The sequence below is a fragment of the Granulicella sp. S156 genome (assembly GCF_009766105.1).
Taxonomy (GTDB): Bacteria; Acidobacteriota; Terriglobia; order Terriglobales; family Acidobacteriaceae; genus Granulicella.
Genome location: NZ_LMUH01000025.1, coordinates 357,419 through 377,673, shown reverse-complemented (window position 1 = coordinate 377,673; position 20,255 = coordinate 357,419). Strand labels below are relative to the sequence as shown.

Here is a 20,255-nt window from a genome sequence, read left to right as displayed (position 1 = left end):
AGTGTAATCTTGCTGCAACTGTCCGCTGTCTAACTACAATCGCAGATCCCGATGCCTTCTTGGCCTGCGGACAGAAGTGCATGTTCTGCGAAGTCAGAGTCCTAAAGAGGTTCTCCGATGTCCTCGAGCAATCCAAACGATCCCAACGATCCGGGAAACGCATCTCATCCTGCTCCTTCCAGTGCCACAGGTATGTTTTCTGCACCCGAAGCGCCGCCGCAGCCAGGCGAACCAGCTGTCGACGATTTCTTTGCGCAGTTCCGTGAGCCAACGCCGCCACCCGTAGCCGTGCAAGCCCCTCCTCCGGCGCAAGTTCCGGCGGCTGCCCCGGTCCATCCACCGGCATTCGTCGCACCCCAAACGCCATCAGGCGGAAGTATCCCGGCATTTGTGAATACGCCACTGGCACCGCAGGCCTTTGAAACTCAGAAGCCAGCGGTGCGATCCCAGACGCCGCAGTTGCGGGAGGTGTTCATCAAGTCCTCTACAGGCAAGGTGCGAACGAGTCCGCCTCCAGAGCCAGTCGTGGCGCAGCCTCCTCCCGCGCCAGCGTCGGTACAGATGCCTGGAGACTTTACACGGATATTTAGAGCCTCTGAAATTCCGAGTTCGGCTACACCTTCCGCACCGCCTTCAATGCCACCTGCAGTTGCAGCCGCGAGTCCTGAGATAAAGCCTGGCGATGCAGTGCAGGATAAGGCGAGCTTCAGTCAGCTTCTGCGAGCGATCACAGATCAGAAGCCTGCACCTCCGGCCCCAGCAGCACAGGCTACTATGCCGCCTCCAGTGAAGGTCGAGAGCATCACACAGATTCTTGAGCGCTTGGATCGACCCAGGAGCGCGGCATCACCCACTCCTCCTGTACAACCTGTGGCCACACCTCATGATGCGTCTGTACCTCCCGTCGCGTCTTCACCTGTGGCACCTGAGATAAAGAAGGAGGATGCTGGAAGCTTCACCCAGTTCATGTCGGGGATCACTCCCGCGCAGCAGACTTCTGTTGAATCGACACCCTTGGTTCAGACACCGCCGCCACAAGCTTCTACGGCTGCAGCCGGGGCTCCGGGGAGCTTTACGCAGATCATGGCCTCTCTGGGTTCGGCGCGCGCTCCTGCCAAGCCTGCGGAATCGCTACAGCCACAGGTAACTACGAATGCGCAGCCTTCGAACCCGGGCAGCATGACGCAGTTGCTGCAATCGCTGGATAAGCCTCGCACAGCAGGAGCCGCTACGGAGGCATTGCAGTCTTCACAACCACCTTCTGCGGCCCCTTCCAGTGCGCCTCAAAGTGTCTCCGGCGGCTTCACTCAGTTCTTTCAGAATCCGATGGCAACGCCTCAACGCGAGGCCGTTCAAAGCCCGTTCGACACTGCCAAGCCGAGTCAGTCAGAGTCCTCGATGAAGGGCGGCTCGTTCACGCAATTGATGCAGGCATTGGATCAACCCAAGGCAGGCACACCGCCGAGCGATCCCGCGCTGCGTGGGCTAATGTCACAGGACTCACCTTCAGCGCCTGCATTCTCGACATCGAGTCAAGGTGATTCGCCCTTTAGCGACCAGGGTTTGAGCGCTGCCAATGCAGGACTCGCCGGGCCAGGGGGCTTTACCCGGTTGATGCAGACTTTGGATGGCCCTTCAACAACTCCTCCACCGTCACCTGTTGTTAAAGGCGGAAGCTCTGGCATACCGGGCAGCGCTACAAACATCTTTGCCGTGCCTTCTAACCCTGTGCCCCAGTCTGCTGCTCCGTCAGGGCCCAGCGAGTTCACGCAGATACTCAGCGGCTCGGCTCTGCGGGATGCGCGCGCACAGGCTCCGGCAATACCACCCGGACCACCACCTGCGCCCATCGTTCCCGTCGCAATGCAGATGCCGGGTTTCTCTATGCCGCAAATGCAAATGCCACAAGCGCCGCAACCCACACCTATGGCGATGCCGCAGATGCAGATGCCCGGAATGCCGATGCCACAGCTGCAACCACCTCAGGTCTCCGCACCTCCTGCTGCTCCTCAGAAATCGAAGCTTCAAAAATATCTTCCGTTGATCCTCATCGGAAATGTTCTGCTGATTATTGTGATCGTGGTGATAGTGTTCTTCGTGTTGCACGGACACAAATAGGGGAGAGGGTTCGAATCTCGTTGCGACCTCCGCGAAACCTCTGCGCCCTCTGCGTTAAAGATTTTGTTCGTAACTAGGATCAAGCCAATCTATAGTTAGGGTGTTTTAACCGTATCCCCGACCTTGGCCACGCCGGAACCCGAGAACTTGCCGGTAGCGGAGGTCGAGTCGACGCTCTCAATGGTCACCGTTCCAATCACCGTCTCCAGGGTGCGCAGCGGTTTGCCGGTGGCTGGATCTTTAATGACACGACCTACGTGCGCTACATTGAGCGTGTCTCCAACTCTGACACCTTGCGATGCGCCCACATTGAGGATTAGTTCTGCACCCGAGGCATCGGCAACAAGACCGTTGACTGGCACTGGAGCAGGTGCTGCGGCGACCGGGAGTTTTGCGGCGTCAGCATCAAGCGCTGCGCCAAGTTGATCGACGGAAGCCTTCACGGCTTCACCAATAATGGTCTGGCCAAAGTTCGAGCTGCCCATGTCGAGGTGTCCGCCACCACCACTCCAGCCGGAGCCGCCGCCACCGAGAAGATCCGTGCCGTTACGCTGCGAGGTGCCTGTGCCTGTGGAGGAAGCGAGGATCTCCCCAGTGTTGACGTCGATCATGCGTGCCGTGATGGCAACTGTGGCCTTTGCTTTGTGGATGCCGACGCCGCCAAGGCCGTACCTGCCGAACGTGCCGCCTCCTCCACCCGTATTGATATTGTGGTCGTCACGGCCAAACTGCGTGATGTCACCGATGATGATGGTGTCCACGCCGAGGAGTTTGCCGATCTGCGCAGCTGTGGTTGTATCTGCGCGGTTTGAGTTGGAGAAGTTCTGTTCGGCGATGATCTTGCTCATGGCCGAGCGCTCGATGACACGATAGGTGCCGTCATTCACCAGCTTGTCGATGAGCAAGTCGGTGATGCCTTTGCCTATGTCCTGATTGGTCCCGAAGATAGCCTGCACACTCGTCATGACGGTGCCATAGTTGAAATCGAGAACGGCGACGCGGCGCTTCTGTTGGGCTAAAAGAGGGGACGTCGCGAGAAGAAGGGCAACGATAAAACTATTGATTTTACGCATGGTAGTAGAGCTCCTTACGATGGCTGGAACACGTGAAAGTTACAGATGAAATCAGCAATACATCAATGTCCGAGGAATTTTTCGATCGTGCTAAGTTCGACCTCGGCTTTGTCCATGTCGCGCGACGCTGCTGTGGCGTTACCTGTTCGCACCTCGTCGTTGGCCGCGTGCAGATAGGCATTGAGTCGCGATTCGGCGGAATCGATGTCGCCACGGAGCCCGAGGCCCATCTGCTCCTGCTGACTGCGAATCTCCTGCACGCCATGGCGTGCCGCACTGGCTCGCGCATTCAACTGGATGAGCTGGTCCTTTACCTGTTCCAACTCCGCGCTATTGTCAGGAGGTGGTGGAGCGCTTCCGGCAGGGCTGCTATTAGCTGGGCCCTGTTGTCCGTTATGCAGTGGACGATTATGCGGCGCACCCGTGCCGCTGGCGACGCTATTGTTGCCTGAAGACGCCATCGGTGTAGAAGGCGTCGGCGTGGGTGAGCTGGGTGGAGTCGCTGGAGGAGTGCTATCAGCAGTGGGCACCGGTGTTGCAGGAGCCGAATCCGGCGTAGTACTTGCCGGGGCTGTTTGGGGAGGATTGCTGGTGTCGGTCAGCGTAGGAGTGCTTGAAGAGGCGGCGTGCGTGTGCATGTAGTGCGGCACGGCGAAGCCTATGGCAACGAGTGCGAGCACCACGGCGATCGCTCCAGTGGCGATCCAAAGCGGCTTGTTACCACCGGAACGAGGCGGTGGCGGAGCCGAGGCGTAAGAAGGCGGAGCGCCTTGTATCGGCTGAGGAGTTGGTACAGGCTGATAGCCAGGCGCTGGCGTAGCGGATGGTATGGGGATTGGTGCAGCAACGTTGTTGGCGGCTTCTCCTGAGAGAGGCAGAGCAAAATTCTTGAGCGCGTTGCGGAAGGCGTCTGCAGACTGGAAACGTTGAGCCGGGTCTTTGGCAAGCGCGGTAAGAATAATGTCGTTGAGCGCTGTCGGCAGCGAGGGGTTAACCTCAATAGGCGGTCGCGGCTGCTCATTGAGCTGCTTGTTCAAAATAGTAAATGTTGTGTCTGCTTCAAACGGGCGGTGGCCGGCGAGCAACTCATAGAGCACGATGCCGATGGAGTAGATGTCGGAGCGTGCGTCGACCGTGGTGCCGCGCACCTGTTCCGGTGACATGTAGTACAACGAACCCATCGTAGTGCCGGGACGCGTCAGGTTGTTGTCGACCGCCGATTTGGCGATGCCGAAGTCCATCAGCTTGGCGATGCCGTGCGACGTGACCATGATGTTGGCCGGCTTGATATCCCGATGGACGACACCACGGGCATGCGCATAGCTGAGCGCCGAGAGTGTCTGCGAGATGTATTGCACCACTTCGCCGCCTGGCATCGCCCCTTGCTGGCCGCGATGCTCCAGCGTAAAGCCCTCGACGAACTCCATCATCATGACAAGTTGGTTGTCGGCCTGGAAGGCCGTGTGGAGCTGCGCGATGTTGGGATGATCGAAGCTCGCGAGTGTGCGAATCTCAGAGATGAAGCGAACAGCGAGATCGGGTTCGGCAGCGAGATCGGGGAGGAGAACCTTCATAGCTTCGATGCGGTCGGAGATAACATTTCGCACGCGATAAACGTGGCCCATCCCTCCAGCACCCAGCATCTGCAGAATTTCGTAATCGCCTACGCGTTGACCAGTTTCAAAGGACATATCGGACTCCTCTTGGAGCATCTTGCTGTCTGCTGTAAACAGCACTTGTTGTTAGCCGATTGAATGTGCACCGGAAGATTTCGCTAAAAGTAAATTGAGGGGGATATCTTTCCGAGACGATTAAGGAAAAACACGACAGCATTCTCATGGAGAGGCCTCTTTGGGAGGAAGTTCGGCGGCTTCAGGAAGAATGTGCAGCCCGGCGATGACTTGATTCATGGCGGAGCGTGCTGCAGCAATCTCCTGTGGCGTTGCGGTAAGCGTGACGATGCCGATCCAGCGGGTGGCGAGCGCGTATGTCTGAATCTGGAAGACATCTCCTCCGCCTGTGGCCGGATGTTTCAGTATGAGCAGTTGGGCATGATCCGCGCCGGGCACCTGTGCGTCGGCTGGACCGGCGATCTGCATCATCGGATAGGTCTGCGCGAGCATCTTATTTTGTGCCTGCACATAGGGATCAAGCTTGTCGCCGGCCGGCAGAACATCTTCGCTAAAAAGAAGGCTGCTTGGCACGAGCGTGTTCGTCGTGCTGCGGAGACCATAACCAGCTACGAATCCCCAACCCACAGGAACGACTGTGAGTAGCCAGCGCCCAATAGGCGCGGTGCCAGGAGCGGGTTGTGGAAGTTCGCTCATGCGGTTCCTGCAGCTGTGATGACCTGGTAGGCAGCCATCACGACATACGTGAGTTGTTCGCGGATGTAGTTACCGGTGTGATTGATGTTGAGGTCGTAGCCGTCGAGATCCCGGGAGAGACTCTGTGCCGTGTGAGCAGTAGCGAGCAGTGGAGCCGTGTCGCCATCGGCGTAGGTCTGCCTCGCAGCTTGTACGTTGATCAGTTGATTTCGAAGTTCTGGAAGCGCGCGTTGCTCGAGAGATCGAAGGGCGGCTCCGGCAGTGAAGCCCGGATGCTGTGGCGCCGACTGCACGGCGACCTCGAGCGCGCTGACGAAGTCGGCATAGGTTGTAGCGAACCGTTCGACGAGCGACTGGGGAATCGCCGGTGCATTCATTGCGCTAGACATGAGGTACCCCCTTGAGAGCGTTCGTGGCTGACTGCGCGGCAGTGCTGGAGGCGCCTGCAGCGCTCTTTGCGGCGTTTGCGGCTTGTTGAGCTTGTGAGGAGACAGCGCCGGCCTGCGCCCAGATCTGCGTTGCGCCTTGCTTGGCGTTGTTGGCTGCCTGCCCCATCCAGGCCTTCACTCCATCTGCCTTATCGACGACGGCACTAACCACCTGTTTGTCTGCATCCAGCGCGGAGGTTGCAGACTGTTTGACCTGATTGGCTAGCTCCGGAGGAACCGCCGGCATGAAGTAACTGCTGGGCGCTCCGGCGGCGTTCTGCAAGGCAGACAAGGGAGTGCCCAGCGGAAGCGTGACCGGCTGCACAGACGAGAAGTTGATGGTGTCTGCCGCGGGAAGATCGGGCCATCCGGGCTGCTGGAGTGTGATTGGAGGCAAGTTGCCGACAGCCGCTGCGACCTTCGTTGTGCCGTCCTGCTGAAGTGTGGCTGTGAGGTTTGAGGTTGCATTCGATGCGGCAGACGCTGTCGTCGTAGATACACCTGACATCTGCATGCCGGTAGAAGCTGCGACGATTCCACCCATGCCGACCATTCCGACGAGAACCGTAGGTTCGCCCATGACCGCGATATCCGGGGGTCCGACGCAGATAAGCATGTCGGTGACGCGCGATTGGGGCATGTTGCCGACGAGCACAGTAAACGAGCCGAGTACGAAAGGTCCTCCAACGTGAGGAACAATGCCTGTGACTGTCGGGCAAATGTGGAGGTCGCCGATGCGCGAGGCCGGCATGTACCCGATGAGCACCGTAGGGAATCCAAGCACGACGATGCCGCCGTGTGCGGTTGGATCGGTGATGCGGCATGCTGGCATTCCCATTGCTCTTTCTCCTTTCCTTCACAAACTCGTTGCTAGTCTTAGGCTCCTTCAGCGTCCACCGGCTTGTCGGGAGCCGTGGGACTGGTGGGTGAGGCGGGGGTGCCCTGCAGCTGCGCGCCTCCGCTGTTTATTTTGACCAGCAGGCCTTGAATGGTGACGCCGCTGGGATCGATGGAGATAAAGCCACCGGCACCGGTGAGGCAGAGGGCCATACTGCTCTCAATAACGACCTTCATGCCGCCCTTGATGTGAACCTCTTGTCCGGAGTCCACGACATAGACCTGACCGACCGTGTTGTATTGGTTTTGTCCGGTCTGTAGCGAGTAGTTGCCAGTGATCTGTTCGTTGAAGTCCGCTCCTACAGAGCGGTTAGAAGCTGCGCCGATCTGCTCTTTGTGTGCGCCGCCGATGGTCTCGTTCTTGTTGCCGTCGACCGCGATCAACTGGTCGGCTTTCACGTGGATATTCTCGTTTTTCCCGACATAGATGTTGGAGTTGTTCTCGATGCTCTGGTCCATGTCCTTTTCGGCATGGAGGTAAATCTGTTCACTGCCCATCTTGTCTTCAAAGCGCAGTTCATTAGCATTGCTGGCCGATCCACCTTTGCTGGAGCGCGTGAGGATTCCGGAGCGCGTTCCGTTGTCGGGCAGAGCATAGGGAGGCATGTTGACGCCGTTGTAGACCGAGCCGACGACAATGGGGTGATCGGGATCACCGTCGAGGAAAGAGATGATGACCTCATCGCTCATGCGCGGCCAGAAGTGAGTGCCCCAGCCTTTGCCTGCCCACTGCTGCGCGACCCGCAGCCAGGCGCCGCTGTTCTCATCGTCCTTGCCTACGCGATCCCAGAAAAACTGAACCTTGATGCGGCCAAACTTGTCGAGATAGATCTCGTCGCCGGAGGTGCCGACGACTATGCCTGTTTGGGGGCCTGGGATGTTGGGTTTTTCAGTATTCTGCTGCGATTTGTAGGTAATGTCACTTTTGATGGCTGCAAAGATGTTTCGATAATCGCCCAAAGGGTTTTCTTTTTCACTGCGATAGGAGGGGGACTGGAAGGCTGTGTGGGTGACTTGGGTGAGAAGGTACTTGCGGTTCCAGGCGGTGTTGGTGTGCTTTGTTACATCGAAGGTATAGCCCGGGGTGAGCGAAGAGCTGTTTGAGCTGCCGTGAAATACGTCGCTCGTGACATCTTCGGCGACGGCTGACACCTGAATCTGTGCGGTGTCGAGCTTACTTAAAGAATTCGCTTCTGCATCGTTGATGTTGGCTCCGGCACCCGGATAGTCATAGCGTTCATTGGTCGTTACTTTTCCGAAATCGCTGGTGCTGGTGGCAGGCTCTGTCTTCATCGAGGCAAAGTTGCGGAAGTTATAGTCCCAGCGAGTATGTTTGCCGGCGACCATGGTCGACTCTTCGCGCAGGTCGTGCAGAACGTTGTCGACGAGGTCCTGCGCGGCGACCATGCTTGGAACATATTGCAGGCTCGCGTTCAGTGGGCATGCAGCGTAGGAGTTGCGGCCGTCGGCCAGGACCAGTTGGTGATCGTCCGCCGTGTGAACGAAGAAGTAGAAGATTCCGTTCTGCTCCATCAGGCGCGAGACAAACTGGAAGTCTGTTTCGCGATACTGTGTGCAGTAGTCCAGCGAGGGATAGCTGCCTTGTGCATCGACGCGAATGCTCAGACCGTACGGCTGGAAGACGGCCTTGAGAATGTCGATAACGCTTTTGCTCTGGAAGATGCGGCAGTTGGTGTTCAGTGTGAGCAGCCATAGCGCTGGAACGATGCGCGCACGATAGACGTCGAACTGGCTATCGCTGTCGCCGCGTGAGAGGCTCGCCACCAGACCGTTGACGTATCGCTGTCCGCTGGCGCCGAGGACCTGGAGTCCAACCGTAACCTTTTGCCCGACGATCGACTTGGGATCAACCTTAGCTCCAGTCTCCGCGAGAAGCTCGAGTTGGAAGTCGAACAGCTGCGAGAGGCCCTCTGTGCCCTGGAAGGATTCAGGCAGAAGAACGTCTTCTCCCACAGGGGAGGTGAAGGTGATCGTCCGTTTTGACAGCGAATACGTAGCCATGCTGGATCCATCTGGCGGAGTTATGCCGCCGGGGTGCCTTCCGTTGTGTAGTCGAAGCGTCCACCTTCGCCGATGCTAATGGCGATGCGGCTGATAGGATCACCTTCCGCCATGTGCTGTAGCACCTGGCGTGAGACCTCCGGCAGAAGTGTGTTGGAGAGAATGTTGTCGACGTTGCGCGCGCCGCTTTCTACCTCGGTGCAACGGGCGGCGACCTCGCTGATGAGCGTCTCGTCGAAGTCGAGTTTGATACGGTGCGTCTCGGCGATGCGGCGAACGATCTTGCCGAGTTTGAGGCGAACGATCTGCTTGAGGTTCTCGTCGCGTACCGGGAAGTAGGGAATGACCATCATGCGGCCTAGGAATGCGGGCTTGAAGATCTTGTTGAGCTCCGGCTTGATCGCCAGCGCGATTCCAGCCATGTCGGGCATGGTCTCGGGATCGGCGGTGAGCTTCATCAGCGTGTCGGTTGCCGCGTTTGATGTGAGCAGGATGATCGTATTGCGGAAGTCAATCTCTCGGCCTTCGCCGTCTTCCATGCGGCCCTTGTCGAAGACCTGGAAGAAGAGTTCGAGGACGTCGGGATGCGCCTTCTCGATCTCATCGAGCAGCACAACGGAGTAGGGCCTGCGGCGCACGGCTTCGGTAAGGACCCCGCCTTCGCCGTAGCCCACATAGCCCGGAGGCGAACCCTTGAGCGTCGAGACGGTGTGGGCCTCCTGGAACTCCGACATATTGATGACAATCATGTTGCGCTCGCCGCCGTAGAGCAGGTCGGAGAGCGCAATGGCCGTCTCGGTTTTGCCGACACCCGACGGTCCGACGAGCAGGAAGACACCGACGGGCTTGACGGGATCATCCATGTTGGCGCGGGAGGTGATGATGCGCGTGGCGATGGCGGAGAGCGCCTCGTCCTGGCCGATGACGCGCTTCTTCATCTGCTGGTCGAGTTCGAGCACCGAGGTGATCTCGTTTTTCACCATCTTGCCGAGTGGGATACCCGTCCATGCGGATATGACCTCGCCGACGATGTGTGCATCGACGCACACGCGCATCAGAGGATTCTCTCCCTGCAATGCAGAGAGTTCTGACTCGAGTTGTGCGAGGTTCTCGCGTGTAGCGGGTACGGTCGGCTTGGCATCGACTTCTGCCTTTGCTTCCGCCTCGGGCTTCTTGCCATCGGCAGTCCCTTCAAGCTCGGCGCGGATAGAACGAATTTGTTCGACGAGCGCTTTTTCCTTCTCCCACTGAATACGCAGCGTCTCGAGAGAGACTTTGGTAGAGAGGAGGTGTTCTTCGATCTGAACAAGGCGCTCGGTGTGATTTGCCCCGACCGTCGACTCACGTTCGAGGATGCGCTTCTGGACTTCGAGGTCGTCGATGCGGCGCATCGCGTCTTCAATCGCTGGCGGCGTCGCATTCTGGCCGAGCGAGAGGCGTGCGCAGGCAGTGTCGAGCACGCTGACGGCCTTGTCAGGAAGCTGTCGGCCGGGGATGTAGCGATGCGAGAGTTTGGTAGTAGCAAGAACTGCTTCATCCAGGATGCGAAGGTTATGGTGCTTCTCCAGCGAGGCGACGATGCCACGCAGCATGGTGTTGCAGCGCTCCTCGGAAGGCTCTTCAACCTTGACGACCTGGAAGCGACGCGCAAGAGCAGGGTCCTTCTCGAAGTATTTCTTATACTCGGACCACGTTGTCGCGGCGATGGTGCGCAGTTCTCCACGAGCGAGCGCGGGCTTCAATAGATTGGCGGCATCATTCTGCCCAGCCTGTCCACCGGCCCCGATCATGGTGTGGGCTTCGTCGATGAAGAGGATGATGGGCTCAGGCGAAGACTTCACCTCTTCGATGAGTCCCTTGAGCCGGTTCTCAAACTCACCTTTGACGCTGGCGCCTGCCTGTAACAATGCCAGATCGAGCGTGTGGACATGTACGCCACGCAAGGGTGGAGGAACGTCGCCGGAGACGACGCGGTTGGCGAAGCCTTCGACTACGGCGGTCTTGCCAACCCCAGCTTCGCCGGTAAGGATGGGATTGTTCTGGCGGCGACGCATGAGGATATCGATGACCTGCCGGATCTCGGCATCGCGCCCGAGCACGGGGTCGATCTTGCCGGCCTTGGCATTGCCGGTGAGATTGACGGTGAACTGGTCGAGGTTCGGCGTCTTGGTGGCGCGAGGAGCACCGTCCGGTCCAGGAGCTGAACTACCGGGAGCGAACGAGGCTCCGGGCGCGGCAACGGTGCGCTGTTCCGAGGAGTTGTCGACGATGGTGTAGAAGTCTTTGCGCAGGCTTTCAATGTTGATCTTCTGTATCTCTTTGCTGATATCGCGTACAAGCCGCGCGAGTTCATCATTGGCAAAGAGTGCGAGCAGGCAGAAGCCTGTGCGCACCTGTCCGGAGTCATAGTCGATCGTCGCGATCGTCCAGGCTTCGCTAAGCATCTTGACGAGTTGAGGGCTAAAGGCTGGAGAGCGCGCGTTGCCTGTCTTCAGGCGATCGAGGGAACGTTGTAACTCTTGGGTGAGGCGCGATTTGTCGACGCCGTATTGTTTGAGGATGATGGAGACATCGTTGTTCGCAACATCCATCACCTTTGTGAGGAAGTGTTCCACCTCAATGTCGTAATGAGTGCGAGAGACGGCGAGACCGGCAGAGGCTTCAAGAGCGCTGCGGGTCGCGTCGTCGAGTTTCGCAATAAGAGACTTCAGATTCAGTGCCATCGGTGTTTCCTCCGGAGGAAACGTACGTCGCGTGTTCGAGTTAATGAATCAGAAAAGTGGCCTCATCCGGGTCACGGCCCAGCGGTCGATTTTTTATCCAACTGACAAAGCCAAGACGTGGTCCAAGAGCGCTGCGGTCGCCCAGAACTACCGGAGGCGTCTCCTCTCGTTCCAGCACGAGCTGGACCAGAAAATCGAGAGAGCGATTCGAATAAAACCGAAGCCACGCGGTGAGTTCTTTATGCGCGGAGGCACCTGGAAGAAACTGCGTGTAGCGATCGAAGGGTAGGGGGCCGAGGCGGAGTTTGACCGTGCCGTTCTGGTCCCAGACCTCGTCGCCGATGATCGTTCCGAGGCCAAGCCGTTCACTGCGGCGTGTGGTGCCGAGCAGGAAGGTCTGATCCGGCTTTTGCAGCGCGCGCCAGACGCCGTGGAACTGTTCAATCTGTACGGAGACGCGGAAGTAATCTTCCAGAATCTGTCGCAAGCCTGTGGCAGAACGTTTGCGCTGGCCAAGCAGGCCGGCGTAGTAGAGACAAGCCTCGTCAGGAATATCCATGCGACGCTGCAGTCCAGCAGTGCCGAGGCCAACCATATCCATAACGCGCGGCGTAAGCGCATCCTCGGCGCCACGTTCCAGTGCAATGTAGAAGCGATACTTCTGCCAGCCGCGATAGAAGAGCGAGATGAGCCGGTGGTTGAAGAGATCGAAGAAGTCCGACGGGCCGCGATCTTTGGCTCGGATGCGGTTCAGCAACAACTCGGTATAAGGAGTCGGCAGCACGGAGATCGCTGCGTTTAGTCCCATGAACTGGACGACCATATGACGATGCCCCTCAGCATCTACCGTGATGGAGTGCAACTCGCTGGGTGGAAAGTTGAGTGTGGGAAGCGCAGAGAACTGAACGATCTCGGCGGACGGCGTAACGAATAGACCCACAGGACGACGCTTTGGGTCGATGCGCTCCATCAGGCGCACGGCCTGGAAGAAGCGCACGCGATAGGGCTCTCGCTGCAGCATCGCGGCGATGCCCGCATAGCGCGCGTCTACCTCCCAGGGCAGGCTCTGCTTTTTAAGCAGAAGCGTCTTGGGCCCCGGAACTGGGAGCGGAGTTTCGACGATCTCATCATTACCGGGGTCTACAGAAGCACCATGTTCCCCGCTCGTGGTGGCCATTGTCCGAGAGGCTCCTTTCGTAGATTGGAAGTTGCCGAGAGTTGGCAGAAGCTGTTCATCTGCGCGTAGGAGCCGAGAAAGCGTTCCAGCACCGCCGCAAAGAGAAAGGCACCACCACCGGCGAACTGCTGCTCATCGAGGTGAATGTCCACCTTCGTTCCTCGCGCCGGAGACAATCCGTATTGCGAACTAACGAGCGCGAAGTGGTGCCCGGACTGCAGATCGAGGATGCCGCCAACCTGATTCTCGAGATAGCTGGAGTCGGTGAAGTTGTGCAGGCGAAGGATCTCCTGCAGGGCTTCGCGACCGTCCTCAGTCAGCGATAAATAATTAAGGGATAGATGTGAGACCAGCCGCCAGAGCTGCCCTTTTGCATCGGGCGCATCGTAGCTTGCAGTTGGGCGTCGAAGTGCCGTAATCATTTTGACGGCAGGGAAGCCTTCAGCCACGAAGTCCCCGTCGGGTGCGCCGAACGGCAGGCGAGATGGCAGGTCGTGATTGGTGCACATGCAGCGCACTGTAAGCACATCGGCGTCGGGCTCTGTGACGCGGCTGTCGACATCGACGAGCGCAATGTACATGGTGGAGGGCTCGCGTTCGCCGAGTTTGTTCGGGCGGCGCATCGCGTTCCAGTAGACGGTGCCGTTGTCCACTCGCGTCTCGCTGCGATAGAGATAGACGGGGTCGATGCGTGTCGTCTCACGCGTACTCGGGTTGGTGGCGACGACGTCTTCGATGCTGTAGATCTCCATGCTCTTTTCATGGCGCGTATCGGGAATCACGGGATACTCGTGCTTCGTTTGTGAGACGAGAATAGGCTCAGCCGACTGCGCGTAGAGATTGATGATGGGTGTGCAGCCGGTGCGAAAGGTTCGCGCGTTCACGCCCAACTCGAGCATTTGCTGGCGTTCAGGCCGTTCAAAGCGAGAGAAGAGAAAGACGAGTTCGAGCTCGTCGGTAAACCCGGCAAACTGCAGCTCTTCAAGACCGCGCAGGTCAAAGAAGAGAAACTTCTCCTGAAAGGTGAAGTACTCCTGCAGCAGGCGATACCCAGAGAACGAACGCCGGGTATAGGGAAGCAGGCTCTCTTCATCTTCAAAGCCGACGGCCTGTAAATCGTCAGGCGAGATGCGGATGGTCTTCTGCGCGTCCTTAGGATGACGCACCAGAATCTCGAGGCAGTTTGTGGACATCAGCTCGTAGAGCGTGTGAACGACATTCGTTTCGCCTGAGAGGTAGAAGCGGAGATGATCGATAGGCAGTGCGGCGAAGCTGACGTCGGTGAGGCATTTGAGCTTGAGCCGAAGCGCGGCGGCTGCACCCTGAACATACAGAGGTGGCTGCAAGCGCTCGGGCTGACGCCACTCACCCTCGACGATATTGAAGGGCCAGAGATCGACATCGTAGCCGGTACGGAAACGGCAGGGCATACCATCGACGGTCTTGCGTGTGACCATCGGTGTTCCTGCCGGTATGGTGAGCTTGGTTGTCTTCTTGCCCTGCTCTGGGTCCAGCGCACACTCCACGACGGTCATCGGCGGAATCGGCCGCAGGTACGAGGGGTAAAGGATGTTGAGCAGGGACGAGGTGATCTCCGGAAAGTCATCGTCGATGCGGAGATGAATACGCGCGGCGAGGAAGGCAAAGCCTTCGAGCAGCCGCTCGACGTGCGGGTCTTCACAGCGGTCAGGTTCGAGGAGCAGCCGCCCGGCCACGCGCGGGTACTTGGCGGCAAACTGCGCCCCCATCTGGCGCATGTACGCCAGCTCCCGTTCGTAGTATTCAAGCAGCTCTTCGCGCATTTACTTGACCTCGTACTCTCCCTTACTGAGTTCCAACACGGTGTCGAAGTTGATCTCCTCGGGTGCGGGATCGACCATCATCATGCCTTCAATGCGGAAGCGCAGACTGCGATTGACGACCTCAGAGCTCTCCAGATAGACACGAACATCGGTGATGCGCGGCTCGTAGTTGCGCAGGCACTGTTGCACCGCGGAGATGAGTGTGCGCTGGTCGGAGGCGGAGTTCAGACCCATGGAGCTGATGTCCGGAAGACCGTAGTTGATGACCGAAGCAGCAGCGAGCGGATAGTCGGCGATAGCGTCGATGGGTGGGCGGCGTGAGTTCAGGAGCCACTCGACATCGCGTTTGAGCGCATCGCGAAAGATGCGCAAAGACTGCGCACGCGAGGCCGTCCAGTCGTCCGTCTCCGAGGTGATGAGACGTTCCATGAGCGACTGCGTGACGACGGATTCGTTTTTCGTCTTTGCCATTACAACTACCTCGTACGAAGATGAAAAATAACGGCTAGGCGTTAACCAAGAGATCCAAAGGCAGCGGTTGGGTCGATGCGACAGAGAACCGTGAAGATCTTTTCGCGGTCGATGTCGGTATGCTGTTTTTCATCGAGAACTTTTAAAAGAAGTGAAAGAGGCTGCGCCAGCATATCGCCGGACTCCCATGTCTCCAGGTTGCGCGTAGAGATCTCATCCGCCAGATTTTTGAGCAGGGGGTAGGCCACAACGTCCTGTCCTGCGGTGAGGCAGAGTTGGGCGACCTGCACGCGGCGAAGAAAGCGAAGACGACCGGATGGCTGTTGCGCTGAGTCGCGCATGAGCAGGTCGATGGCCTGACGCGCCTTTCCGTGACGTACCATCTCCATCGCGGCGTCATACACGCTGGGAGTGGCTTCTGCCGCTGAAGAAGTGCTGGCCTCTTCTTCGTAGTGATGCGTTTCAAGAGAAGACTCTGCCGCAGATTCCGGAAGCAGAACCTCGTTTTCAATCCACGCGCGTGTTTCGGGATTGGCTGTAGGGGTGTCGTCGTCCAGGCTCCACTGCAGCATGTTGGGAAAGTCACGCAGAACGGCGCGCAGAGAGCTTACTACCGCCAGAGCAATTGCGGAATAACCGTACGAGGATGCCGCACGCCAGATATAGCGATGGACATCGAGCCAGACCCGACCACAGGGTCCAGCCAGCGCGGCAAGTGATTCAGTAAGTAACTCTTCCCACGACTCTTCATTGGCAAGCCGCTTCAGATTTTGGCGAACCTCGGTCGGCGGTGCAACCATGAAGTCATAAGAGGGTGATTCGGCGAGTCGAAGCTCTCCCCAGCGCACAGCCGTAGCCAACAAGTAGGGAATGGGCGAACCCGGTGTCTCCGTGCGCAGGTAGCGTGCGCTGGCAGCGATGACGGCGTAGGCATCGTCTACGCTCTGCGGTTCGGCAAAGCCCGCGCCGGAGCGCGCTTTCTTTTTAGCGGGCGCGGAGGATGATTGTGCTTCGAGTTCCGAGTCTTGAGTTTCGAGTTCCGAGTCCTCTGTGGCTTCGACAATCTCCTCGCTCTCGGAAGCTTCATCGGGTTCTGTCTCGCGTTTGCGATTCAACAGAGAGGTAACAACCTGCTTCACCTCTTCGATCGAGGTGCGCAGCTTTGCCATGTTCGGGCTGTCGTTGCCGTAGCGTTCGTCCTGAAACTCTTCGAGAGAGGTAAGTTTCTCCTGCGCCTCTGAGAGCGTCGTCTCCAGGCCCGCATAGAAATTCTTGGGTGTGCCGTTAAAAGCGCTGTCGAACTCTTCGGCTGTGAGTTTGCCATCACTGATTGCGGCAGAACGCATCTCACGCTTCTGCTCGCTGGCCTCACCATCGGCCTCATAGCCGACGGCACGCGACTCTTTGTACTGAAAGTAATTCAGCCCAGACTTCGTCAGTCCCAATTCGCGCAGGAGAGCGGCGAATCGATTGCCCAGCCACTCCACAGGAACGGCGCGAATGCTGACGTCACCCTCATCGGGCTCGGGGTAGATCGTGTCCCAGAAGGTCTCCTGCAGATCGCGCAGCAGTGCGAGGCTGGCGGTGAGCAGGGCAAAGCCTTCGCGCTTGAGATGCGCTTCGCTGAGCCAGGCGGCGAGTTGCAGATCTTTGCTACGAGTTGCGAGCACCTCGCCGGCGAGCTTGATGACGAGTGCGGTATCAGCTTTCTTGGCCGTGCGGCCCCAATCTCCTGTGGGAATAGAACTATCGTCTTCGGTGCGGGCTTCTTTGATCTGATCGTAGACTTTGTCGTATCGAAGCGACGCGCCGGAGGGATTTTCCCCGGGGATGGGCACAAGCAGATCGTCACGCAGGGGCAAGTGGAGCCTCCTCCGGTGTGGAAACCTCGACTACCGGCCAGGTCAGATCACGAATTTCCAGCAGCGACACATCGTCGCTATCGACGGCGAAGATCTTCTGGCCTAGTGGAAGCTGGCCGTACTCCGTGTCGTTCAGCCATTGAGTGCTTTGCCCGAGCGCAACCGTCTCGTCATCGGACAGGTAAGAGAGTGGCGCCAGTACGGGCAGCAGAACTTCACCGAGATCCTGTAGACGGAAGTCTGGTGTGGTGCGAACCTTCGCGGGCGTCCAGAGAAGGTCGCGCAGGCGTGTAGGCTTCTGAACTTCAACCTGCTCGATGCCGGTGAAGGGAATCCATGTATAGCTGCCTGCAATAAATACTTCGAGGTTCGCTCCGATACGCGGATCAGCATCGGCAAAAGCATCGAAGGGCGTGCCGTTCAGCGTACCGGGAAGCGCTGGCTTTGTGGAACGGTCGAGAGGGAAGCTTTTGGCTGTAAACATGTCGCGGCGCGTTCGCTCTGCATGCAGGGCAGAGCGATAGAGAAGCGTGCCGGCAGCGGCCTCTTTGCTGGAGTCGGCCAGGAAGTTGAGGTGCTTTTCGGCGCGATCGTACTCACCCGCGAAGCAGAGGAGTTCGAAGAGAAAAGTACGGCGCTTAGTGTCGAGCGGAGATTTCTTCAGCTCGTCACCAAGCGCTGTAATGGCCTGCCGCAGATGGCCGGCTCGGTAGAGAGAAAGCGCATCCATGGCTGCTCCAAGTTAGACCTTGACGTTGCTCTTGAAGTCCCAGCCGCCTGTTGCCGCGACGGAGACGTTGCCCTTGGCATCCTGTGCCTTGTACGACCACTCAAATTTGGCGAAGGAGAGACCAAACGTGACGACGGGAATGCTGCCTTCACCGGCGCCGATGTCGAACTTCGAGATAGCGACCTCGGTCAACTTCCACGTGGCGTAGTCGACCTGCTTTCCGTCTCCACCCGATTTGCGCGCCGTCAGAACGGCTGAAGCAATGTGAGTACCGCTGCAAAGGGCGGTGACCAGCTTCGGGGTATCCTTGGCCAGCTTTGAGACACAGTCCAGGCTTTGCGGTACGACCTTGCCTTTGCCAAGTCCTGCGCCTGCGGTATTCGATGCAGCCAGGTGCCCGCTCCAGGAAAAACTATCCAGCTCGATTTCGTTCTTGTGCGCCTGGTCTACGGACTCGCCCTCAATGCCATCGAGTTTGAGGAAATAATCTGCTGTTGCCATGAAAGTTCTCCTGGTTTCCGGTTGGGGAGGCTACCGGCTACGCCCTCTCGAGTGCGCAGCCGGCGGCTTCGAGCCGTGGTTTATTTCCGCGCCGACTCCGGCAGATCTGCTACCAGACGAAGAGAGACCGAGAGCTCGTCCAGCTGGAAGTGTGGTTTCATGAAGGCGACGGCACGGTAGGCGCCGGGTTTGCCGGCGACCTCCATAACCTGAATAGAAGCCTCGCGCAGTGGCAGCCGTGCCTTGACCGACTGCGATGCATTGTCGTCGGTGCAGACATAGTTGGAGATCCACTGGTTGAGGAATTTTTCGCAGTCCCCGCGGGTCATAAAGCTGCCGATCTTGTCGCGCATCATGGCTTTCAGGTAGTGCGCAAAACGCGACATCGCGAGGATGTAAGGAAGTTGAGCGGAGAGACGGGCGTTAGCGTTTGCCGCATCCTTGTCGAAGAGCTTGGGCTTGTTGGCCGTTTGGATGCTGAAGAACGCAGCATAGTCGGTACCCTTGCAGTGCACGAGTGGAACCAGCCCCTGATCGGCAAGCTCTTTCTCGCGGCGGTCCGTGATCGTCACTTCCGTTGGGCACTTCAGAGCTACATCGCCTTCGTCGGTCTTGAAGGTATGGGTAGGAAGCCCCTCGACGAGACCTCCGCCTTCTACTCCGCGAATCGCCGCGCACCAGCCGTACTTGGCGAAGGAGTTGGTGAGTCGCGCCGCCAGACCATAGGCTGCGTTGCTCCACAGATACTTAGAGTGGTCGGTGCCGTCGACACCCTCTTCGAAGTCGAACTCCTCAATCTGTTTGGTGTCTCGCCCGTAAGGCTGGCGCATGAGGATGTGTGGAAGGGTAAGAGCTACGTAGCGCGAGTCGTCGGAGGCGCGGAACGACTTCCACTTGGCATACTCGGCCGTGTCGAAGATCTTGCCGATATCGCGCGGGCTGCCAAGCTGCGAGTAGTCATCCATATTAAGTAGCGAAGGGGCTGCTGCGGAGAGGAACGGAGCATGCGCCGCGGAGGCCACATTGCCGATCTTTTCCAGCAACTCCAGATCTTCCGGGCCCTTGCCGAACTCGTAGTCGCCGACGATAGCCGCGAACGGTGCGCCGCCGAAGACCCCGAACTCTTCTTCGTAGACCTTCTTGAACAGGGCACTCTGGTCGAATTCGGGTGCGCGCTGCAGGTCCTTGAGCAGGTCCTTCTTGGAGGTGTTGAGTACCTTGATCTTGAGCATGGCGTTGGTTTCGCTCTGGTCCATCAGGTACTTAATGCCGCGCCACGTTCCTTCGAGCTTCTGGAAGGAGGGGTGGTGGATGACCTCGTTGAGCTGCAGTGAGATCAGCTTGTCGATCTGCGCGATGCGCGCCGAAAGCGTGGCATCGGCGTCGCGGCTGAGCGTCATCTGGCCTTGCAGCACCTGGTTGACGAACTCCTTGACCATGTCGCGGCCGCGGTCGAGAGAGGCTGCATCGCGAAAACGGCCTTCGGAGACGATCTGATCCAGCAAAGTAGCTTCGCTGGTAGTTGTTTCGGCTTGCTGGGCAGCCGCTACTGGATTTAAGGTTCCGCTCATTTAGCACCTCCCGCATCCGCGCCCAGTTCCTCACGCAGCTTGTTGCGCGTCTCGGTGTTGGACATGGATTCGAACAGCAGTTCGTCGAGCTTGTCGTTTCCCTGCAGGCTGCCGCGCAGGTCGGAGAGCTTGCCGCGCAGCTCCAGCAGATCGTTGAGCGGTTTTACCTGTTTGGCGACGTTTGCGGGGGAGAAGTCGTCCATGCTCTCGAAGTTCAGGTTGACTTTCACCTGCCCGGCGTTGGGGTCGTCGCTGAGCTTGTTATCCACGGCATAGGCCAGGTGCGGCTTCATGCCTTTAAGGACCGTGTCGAAGTTGTCGGGGTTGATCTCGACGAACTTACGGTCCTTGAGCGCCGCCAGCGGCTGCTCGGGTTGGCCGGAAAGGTCTCCAAGAACGCCCATGACAAAGGGCAGTTCCTTCATCTCGATGGCGTCACCAACTTCCACATCGTAGGTAATGTGAACGCGCGGTGAGCGAACCCGATCGAGTTTATGTTGCGTGCTTTCATTTGCCATGACGACCCTCTTTTTGAATAGTGCGAACAGTGACG

At 58.4% G+C, this 20,255-nt stretch carries 16 protein-coding genes; 1 reads left to right on the top strand and 15 read right to left on the bottom strand.

Annotated elements, in window-relative coordinates; translation table 11 throughout:
* Window positions 1–117: 117 nt before the first annotated feature.
* Window positions 118–2,118 carry a hypothetical protein gene (locus GSQ91_RS20370; protein ID WP_158823585.1) on the top strand — a complete coding sequence of 667 codons (2,001 nt, stop codon included), beginning with the start codon at window positions 118–120 and terminating at the stop codon, window positions 2,116–2,118.
* Between the two features lie 95 nt (window positions 2,119–2,213).
* Here the strand turns inward: GSQ91_RS20370 and GSQ91_RS20365 are convergent, their stop codons facing one another.
* The 15 genes from GSQ91_RS20365 to tssB all read right to left on the bottom strand — a co-directional run bounded on the left by GSQ91_RS20365 (window position 2,214) and on the right by tssB (window position 20,220).
* On the bottom strand, window positions 2,214–3,191 hold the full coding sequence (locus GSQ91_RS20365; protein WP_158823584.1) for a CsgG/HfaB family protein: 978 nt from the start codon (window positions 3,189–3,191) through the stop codon (window positions 2,214–2,216).
* Between the two features lie 62 nt (window positions 3,192–3,253).
* The gene (locus GSQ91_RS20360; protein WP_158823583.1) at window positions 3,254–4,882 is read right to left on the bottom strand and encodes a serine/threonine-protein kinase; all 1,629 of its coding nucleotides are present in this window, start codon (window positions 4,880–4,882) and stop codon (window positions 3,254–3,256) included.
* 144 nt (window positions 4,883–5,026) lie between these two features.
* A complete protein-coding gene (locus GSQ91_RS20355) occupies window positions 5,027–5,518 on the bottom strand; it encodes a DcrB-related protein (protein WP_158823582.1) in 492 nt (163 codons plus the stop codon).
* Window positions 5,515–5,907 carry a hypothetical protein gene (locus GSQ91_RS20350; RefSeq protein ID WP_158823581.1) on the bottom strand — a complete coding sequence of 131 codons (393 nt, stop codon included), beginning with the start codon at window positions 5,905–5,907 and terminating at the stop codon, window positions 5,515–5,517. The genes GSQ91_RS20355 and GSQ91_RS20350 overlap by 4 nt, the downstream gene beginning before the upstream one ends.
* On the bottom strand, window positions 5,900–6,784 hold the full coding sequence (locus tag GSQ91_RS20345; RefSeq protein WP_158823580.1) for a PAAR domain-containing protein: 885 nt from the start codon (window positions 6,782–6,784) through the stop codon (window positions 5,900–5,902). The genes GSQ91_RS20350 and GSQ91_RS20345 overlap by 8 nt, the downstream gene beginning before the upstream one ends.
* 38 nt (window positions 6,785–6,822) lie before the next feature.
* Complete coding sequence (locus GSQ91_RS20340) at window positions 6,823–8,865, bottom strand: type VI secretion system Vgr family protein (RefSeq protein ID WP_158823579.1); 2,043 nt, start codon at window positions 8,863–8,865, stop codon at window positions 6,823–6,825.
* Window positions 8,866–8,885: 20 nt separating this feature from the next.
* Entirely contained in the window at window positions 8,886–11,588 is a 2,703-nt protein-coding gene (gene tssH / locus GSQ91_RS20335) for a type VI secretion system ATPase TssH (RefSeq protein WP_158823578.1), read from the bottom strand.
* Window positions 11,589–11,628: 40 nt separating this feature from the next.
* Window positions 11,629–12,765, bottom strand: coding sequence for a type VI secretion system baseplate subunit TssG (tssG, locus tag GSQ91_RS20330; protein WP_158823577.1), 1,137 nt, complete (start codon window positions 12,763–12,765; stop codon window positions 11,629–11,631).
* Window positions 12,729–14,567, bottom strand: a complete 1,839-nt coding sequence (gene tssF / locus GSQ91_RS20325; protein ID WP_158823576.1) for a type VI secretion system baseplate subunit TssF — start codon at window positions 14,565–14,567, stop codon at window positions 12,729–12,731. The genes tssG and tssF overlap by 37 nt, the downstream gene beginning before the upstream one ends.
* Window positions 14,568–15,038 carry a type VI secretion system baseplate subunit TssE gene (gene tssE, locus GSQ91_RS20320; protein ID WP_158823575.1) on the bottom strand — a complete coding sequence of 157 codons (471 nt, stop codon included), beginning with the start codon at window positions 15,036–15,038 and terminating at the stop codon, window positions 14,568–14,570.
* A 41-nt stretch (window positions 15,039–15,079) separates the two neighbouring features.
* Window positions 15,080–16,900, bottom strand: coding sequence for a type VI secretion system protein TssA (gene tssA / locus GSQ91_RS20315; protein ID WP_158823574.1), 1,821 nt, complete (start codon window positions 16,898–16,900; stop codon window positions 15,080–15,082).
* Complete coding sequence (locus GSQ91_RS20310; RefSeq protein ID WP_158823573.1) at window positions 16,887–17,630, bottom strand: type VI secretion system accessory protein TagJ; 744 nt, start codon at window positions 17,628–17,630, stop codon at window positions 16,887–16,889. The genes tssA and GSQ91_RS20310 overlap by 14 nt, the downstream gene beginning before the upstream one ends.
* Before the next feature lie 12 nt (window positions 17,631–17,642).
* Window positions 17,643–18,131, bottom strand: a complete 489-nt coding sequence (locus tag GSQ91_RS20305; RefSeq protein WP_158823572.1) for a type VI secretion system tube protein Hcp — start codon at window positions 18,129–18,131, stop codon at window positions 17,643–17,645.
* 80 nt (window positions 18,132–18,211) lie between these two features.
* Entirely contained in the window at window positions 18,212–19,702 is a 1,491-nt protein-coding gene (gene tssC / locus GSQ91_RS20300; protein WP_158823571.1) for a type VI secretion system contractile sheath large subunit, read from the bottom strand.
* A complete protein-coding gene (gene tssB / locus GSQ91_RS20295) occupies window positions 19,699–20,220 on the bottom strand; it encodes a type VI secretion system contractile sheath small subunit (protein ID WP_158823570.1) in 522 nt (173 codons plus the stop codon). The genes tssC and tssB overlap by 4 nt, the downstream gene beginning before the upstream one ends.
* Window positions 20,221–20,255 lie beyond the last annotated feature (35 nt).

Coding starts and splice junctions, on each gene's coding strand:
- GSQ91_RS20370 (WP_158823585.1), top strand. CDS start 118: ATGTCCTCGAGCAATCCAAACGATCCCAACGATCCGGGAAACGCATCT.
- GSQ91_RS20365 (WP_158823584.1), bottom strand. CDS start 3,191: ATGCGTAAAATCAATAGTTTTATCGTTGCCCTTCTTCTCGCGACGTCC.
- GSQ91_RS20360 (WP_158823583.1), bottom strand. CDS start 4,882: ATGTCCTTTGAAACTGGTCAACGCGTAGGCGATTACGAAATTCTGCAG.
- GSQ91_RS20355 (WP_158823582.1), bottom strand. CDS start 5,518: ATGAGCGAACTTCCACAACCCGCTCCTGGCACCGCGCCTATTGGGCGC.
- GSQ91_RS20350 (WP_158823581.1), bottom strand. CDS start 5,907: ATGTCTAGCGCAATGAATGCACCGGCGATTCCCCAGTCGCTCGTCGAA.
- GSQ91_RS20345 (WP_158823580.1), bottom strand. CDS start 6,784: ATGGGAATGCCAGCATGCCGCATCACCGATCCAACCGCACACGGCGGC.
- GSQ91_RS20340 (WP_158823579.1), bottom strand. CDS start 8,865: ATGGCTACGTATTCGCTGTCAAAACGGACGATCACCTTCACCTCCCCT.
- tssH (WP_158823578.1), bottom strand. CDS start 11,588: ATGGCACTGAATCTGAAGTCTCTTATTGCGAAACTCGACGACGCGACC.
- tssG (WP_158823577.1), bottom strand. CDS start 12,765: ATGGCCACCACGAGCGGGGAACATGGTGCTTCTGTAGACCCCGGTAAT.
- tssF (WP_158823576.1), bottom strand. CDS start 14,567: ATGCGCGAAGAGCTGCTTGAATACTACGAACGGGAGCTGGCGTACATG.
- tssE (WP_158823575.1), bottom strand. CDS start 15,038: ATGGCAAAGACGAAAAACGAATCCGTCGTCACGCAGTCGCTCATGGAA.
- GSQ91_RS20310 (WP_158823573.1), bottom strand. CDS start 17,630: ATGGATGCGCTTTCTCTCTACCGAGCCGGCCATCTGCGGCAGGCCATT.
- GSQ91_RS20305 (WP_158823572.1), bottom strand. CDS start 18,131: ATGGCAACAGCAGATTATTTCCTCAAACTCGATGGCATTGAGGGCGAG.
- tssC (WP_158823571.1), bottom strand. CDS start 19,702: ATGAGCGGAACCTTAAATCCAGTAGCGGCTGCCCAGCAAGCCGAAACA.
- tssB (WP_158823570.1), bottom strand. CDS start 20,220: ATGGCAAATGAAAGCACGCAACATAAACTCGATCGGGTTCGCTCACCG.